This is a genomic window from Halobacterium sp. KA-6, assembly GCF_021029015.1.
In the GTDB taxonomy this organism is placed as follows: domain Archaea; phylum Halobacteriota; class Halobacteria; order Halobacteriales; family Halobacteriaceae; genus Halobacterium.
This window is the reverse complement of the sequence record NZ_JAJJZH010000026.1, coordinates 1-4634: the sequence shown is the minus strand read 5'-3', so window position 1 is coordinate 4634 and position 4634 is coordinate 1. Positions and strand designations below refer to the sequence as shown.

Genomic DNA, 4634 nt, shown 5'->3' with positions numbered 1-4634 from the left:
TAGTGAAATCTCAGTTGCGATGGGCGTTCTCGACGCGGGCGGCCGGCGCGGTCGCGCCGACGCACCCACGCGGAGAACCTCACGGGGCCCGTTCGGTTCTCCGTTAGGGGTGTGGCTAAGGCCACCAGTCCAAAATACACCGTACAACAGAGGACCGCTCTATACTTCAGTTATATTTGACTCGCCCATTCGATACACTCTCCTAAACAGAGTTTTTTAATTCGGGCTATCTCTCCCGACTCAACGGTTGTCTGATGCATACCAGATATGTCAACTAATCCTTGGATTAGTGACCCATAATTTTCCATGCCTCCCTCAAAAATAGCCATCGCACCCAATCTATCCTCTGAGAAAAAGTTGCACCAATATACAAATTCTGCAAATACCGAGGAGTTGAGGCCTTCTGCCGGAGCACCATTTAGCCTATCCTCTCTCGGATCGAGGAATAAGAATATAGCTGCATCTGCTTGGAAGAGGCAATTGACGCTTTCCCACCAGTTCTGCTCACTTTCACCCATTCCCGGCTTCGAATCATGGTTGGGGAGCTCAGAACAAATCGCCGCGCCGTTGTATCCCTCCTCTCGCAAAAAGCTCGAGATGTCCAGCAGCAGGTCTTGGTACTCTCCTCTGTAGGGACCGAAGATATGGACATTAAGATCTACCGTGTTCGTCTGTGAGTCGTCTCCAACCCAGTTCGGATAAGATATATTATCCGGCAGATCCCCGCTCATTCTGTTAGGATTAGTTTATCTCGTCTATCGTTAATATGTGCCGGAAGGTTAGTAGAGACTAACGTTGCAAAAGAACAACGGAATTTATACCTCTCGGGTCAAAAGAACTTGACCAAGAATGGGCCAGAGATACAACGGGTACGCTAATCGGGTTCCCACGGAGGTCAAGATCGCGATTGAAGGTATGGATAGTAAGAATGAACTGACGTACGCAGTAGTGATGAGTTTGATTGAGAACGGCGATATGCAATTCACCCAGTTAGAAGAGGAGTTGGGTGTGCACTCACAAAGCCTCTCAAATGCACTGAAAAGCTTGGAGACTGGTGGTTGGGTGAGGAAGAAGGTTACTGACGCGTTTGGTGATGAAGAGACTGGATATTACACAGTCACAAATTTTGGACATAATCTCTTGGATGCGCTTTACGAAGCTACCAAACCAAAATACAAGACGGATGAACAAAACCAGGAGTTCGTGATGTCTGATCGGTGGAAAGGAGGGTACGTCCAGAATGTGCAAGTCAAGACAATAGAGAATAAGGAAACTGTTGCTACAGAGAGCTTTGAGCCAAATCAACCGCTTCAAGCGAGAGATAAACGATTCGCATGAAATCGACCGAATTCTATATCCAAGAGTTAGAACTTTCGCTTGAACCGAACGTCGAAGACGTTGATGTGGGTGGAATCGAGATTGAATTTGAAGTTGTAAATGACCCAAAATACGACGAAGAAACACAATCTCTGCAGTCTGTATTTGAGATAACCCTTGATCTCAAGCGATATGGCTCCCCATTAGGTGACACTCCCCCTGTATCGGACGAGGAGGAGAATGAAGTAGGAGAGATTGTGACAGAAGTGATTGCTGCTATTGAAGGGTCAGAAGAAGAGTTTGAGGAATACATTTCGACATGGGAATCGGATGGGTATCGGTCCTTGCCATGGGAATTCAGATTCCATGTTGAATCCGCCCTCATTTCGGAAGTACTCTCCCCAGTATCCGGTTTAGTGGAGAATTCCTTCCGTGGTATTCTACCGATGATCTCACTCTCTGAACCCCCACAAACGGAACAAAACGAGCTAGAGGAAATTGATGATGATCTGGAAGAAGAACTTACTGACAAACTGAGTGAAACAGTTGAGGAAGTGTTGGAGGGAACAGAATACGATATTGGGGACATAGTTGGGCAACTCGAAGAGGAAGAAGACGAAGAAGACGAAGAAGAGGAAACGGAGACTGAATAATAGAACTGGCATTCCTAGAGGAGGAGCTATATGTAGTCTTCCACGGGGTTGCGCGTCGAGAGAATCCATTTCCCGAATCTGCACACGAGACCGCGAAGCTCGTGTGCATATCTCGGCGCCCATCGCCCACCGCGACCGGTTGCGGCCGCGCCGACCGCCCCGAAACGCGCAGAATCAGGGTGAAATCACCCGTTGAGTAACCCGAGATACATGGGTTAAGCCGGGTCGTGTGTACGAATCCAGTATGCGAATCCGAACCGACGGCGATTACGCCCACCGCCTCGACGCCATCGAAGCCGCGATGGACGCGCTCGACGAGAATACCAAGACCGCCGCGGTCGTCGCTGCCTGCGAGCACGCCCGCCTCGACCGGAAGGCCAAACAGCGCGCACTCGCCCATCCAGACATGACGCCCGAGCTTGCCGAGGTTTTGAGCACGCCAGCCATGCAACTTCAATATGAAATTACAACCAGTATTGACACCGAGTAACTGCGTGCGAGGGAATTAAACTGATACGAGACACCCCCGATTATTTGTTAGCTCACCAGAAGGCGGAGATATGGGTTTAGAAAAATCGGACCTCTCATGGGGAGCTGATTTATCCTCAACCAACAGCTCCTCTCTGTCGTCAATCAACACTGAAGCGATAGATTTCGAGAAGATGGCCGAGGCCGCACAGGCTCTCCTCTTTAGCTATTACTACAATCGGGCAGAGGATAACGAGAAGGTTGCAACGATATTACAAATAGAACATTCAATTCAAGAAGAATATTTGGATGAAGGTTTGTATAAGCCGGCAATCATCCGTCAAGCGACCTTTATTGAGTATCTGCTTCTGGGACACCTTGTCACTCGATTTGAGGAGGAGAAGGGTTCCGAACTAAGCAATTCAGAAATGAACTTTTTGCAACATTCTTTGGGTAACTCAGGTCGTCATACTCTCATATCCATGTTTGGAATACTATCCGAAGAGGAAGAACAAGCAGTTAGCGAGCTTCTTAGTGCGAGAAACGATATAGCACATTCACCGTGGATATTTTTCGAGGAGGATTCGGAGGAGAGATTTGAGAGGATCGCAGAACGAATTCATACTATCTTCGAGCAAATGGCTTCTGACGAAAAGACGTTAGAGAAGGTATCAGAGACACTAATTGAAGAATTCGATAAGTAAACCGATCACCGTTTAAATTATAGTACATCACGGATTTTTATTTTCGCCTGCTTGGTTCCTCGGTGGTCCCCACCACCGTGCCAGCGAACCGTTGGGAGTTTCGCCGCTCGACGGCGGCCGTGCGCGAGCACTTGGACGCCACGACCGCGAATCCGGTACGCCGCGAACAGATAGACGCCGCCGTTCTGCTGTAGCTTCTCGTGGTACTCCCGATAGATTTTGAACGTGCCGGGCTGGCCGTCGGCGTGCTCGTGCATCGCGGCCTTAATCTCGACGGGCGTGCCGTCCGGTGCGTCGGCGTCCTTCCAGCTGGCGCGGGCGAGGTCTACGTCGTAGTGCTCAGCCATCTTGTATTCGACCGCTGTCCCGTACTTATTCGCCTTCTTCGACGGCATCTCTATTCTGACCCGCGTTGGGCGACGCGATACGCGGGCGTCGCGCGTCTTATATATATCTCTGCGGCGGTGCCGGCCGCGCGCCGCCCATCGTGGCGAGCACGCGTGCGTGCTCGGCCTCGTCGCGATGGGCCAATGGTAAAGGGGGGTTGGTTGCGCTTTACACGTTTACAGGTCGGTGCTATCATGCGATTGCTGCCTCCACGTCCGAAACCCATTCACGCTTCTCGCCGCCGTCTTGGTATTCGTCCCACCAATTTCGGACGGTAGTGTGCGTGTACGGTACGTTTTCCGCGATTTCGCGAGGTGATTGCCCCGCTTCCATGCCCTGCGCTATTGTCCACATAGACACGCGCTTCACGTCCATCTCGGCGACTTCAGGCTCGTCGCTGTCGTCGCTTGTCTTCTGCCAAGACCACGACGACGCCTCGCCGTCGTTGTATCGCCAGTCAGACTTTGGAACGCCCTCGAATTCGCCGATTTTCCCGCGAAGCTCCCCGTTCGTCACGCGCTCCCAGATGCTCGCCTTCTTCTTACTCTCCTTCTTCACGATAACGCCGAGCCGCCACAGAAGCGGGTGTATGCTGCTCTCGTCGTGCGCTATCACGATGAGCGCGCCGCCGTACTTGCGGACCTTGAACACAAGCGGACCCATCAACTTCCGCGTCAGTTGGCCATCCTTCCCGCTGCCGCTCGCCGCGCTGCTCAGTTCGTCCAGAATTGCGAGCTTCGCCGTCTGGTCATGATGGAGCGGGTTCCCATCTTGTTGAAGCCACGTTTTGAGCGCGGGGAAGCTCGGCAGGTAGCCGTCGTGTTCTTGGCCGCGCTCGTCGGTCCACGCGCTCTTTTCGCGGAGGCTCTTGATGTTCGTGCCGACGAGCGCGGACGGGTTCTTGTGCACGTAGCGTTGCCCAAGGAGGCTCGCGAAGTTCGACTTCCCGGCGCCCATCTCCCCGAGTATCACGACGACGGGCGCGGCGCCGTTAATCAGGTCGTCAACCTGCTGTATCGCCTTCACGCCGCTAATATCGGCGCGCTGGTTCGTGTTGCCCTGCTGGTGCTGGAGCGTCGTCATGTCGCCGTCGGCGACGGCGCGG

Annotated in this window: 7 protein-coding genes; 4 read left to right on the top strand and 3 right to left on the bottom strand. The window is 52.5% G+C overall.

Annotation, left to right across the window (positions count from 1 at the left end; genetic code table 11):
• Positions 1-170 precede the first annotated feature (170 nt).
• Positions 171-731, bottom strand: a complete 561-nt coding sequence (locus tag LPA46_RS18510; protein ID WP_230893786.1) for a hypothetical protein — start codon at positions 729-731, stop codon at positions 171-173.
• A 118-nt stretch (positions 732-849) separates the two neighbouring features.
• On the opposite strand from LPA46_RS18510, the gene LPA46_RS18505 reads away from it, so the two are divergent.
• The 4 genes from LPA46_RS18505 to LPA46_RS18490 all read left to right on the top strand — a co-directional run bounded on the left by LPA46_RS18505 (position 850) and on the right by LPA46_RS18490 (position 3142).
• A complete protein-coding gene (locus LPA46_RS18505) occupies positions 850-1338 on the top strand; it encodes a MarR family transcriptional regulator (RefSeq protein ID WP_230893785.1) in 489 nt (162 codons plus the stop codon).
• Positions 1335-1970 carry a hypothetical protein gene (locus LPA46_RS18500; protein ID WP_230893784.1) on the top strand — a complete coding sequence of 212 codons (636 nt, stop codon included), beginning with the start codon at positions 1335-1337 and terminating at the stop codon, positions 1968-1970. Before LPA46_RS18505 ends, LPA46_RS18500 begins: the two co-directional genes overlap by 4 nt.
• 244 nt (positions 1971-2214) lie before the next feature.
• The gene (locus LPA46_RS18495) at positions 2215-2460 is read left to right on the top strand and encodes a DUF7692 domain-containing protein (protein ID WP_230893783.1); all 246 of its coding nucleotides are present in this window, start codon (positions 2215-2217) and stop codon (positions 2458-2460) included.
• 70 nt (positions 2461-2530) lie between these two features.
• Positions 2531-3142 carry a hypothetical protein gene (locus tag LPA46_RS18490; protein ID WP_230893782.1) on the top strand — a complete coding sequence of 204 codons (612 nt, stop codon included), beginning with the start codon at positions 2531-2533 and terminating at the stop codon, positions 3140-3142.
• A gap of 17 nt (positions 3143-3159) precedes the next feature.
• On the opposite strand, the gene LPA46_RS18485 is transcribed toward LPA46_RS18490, so the two are convergent.
• Both LPA46_RS18485 and LPA46_RS18480 read right to left on the bottom strand, forming a co-directional pair.
• Positions 3160-3489, bottom strand: a complete 330-nt coding sequence (locus LPA46_RS18485) for a hypothetical protein (protein WP_230893781.1) — start codon at positions 3487-3489, stop codon at positions 3160-3162.
• 232 nt (positions 3490-3721) lie between these two features.
• The coding region (locus LPA46_RS18480; protein WP_230893780.1) for a hypothetical protein at positions 3722-4634 on the bottom strand (913 nt) is incomplete at its 5' end.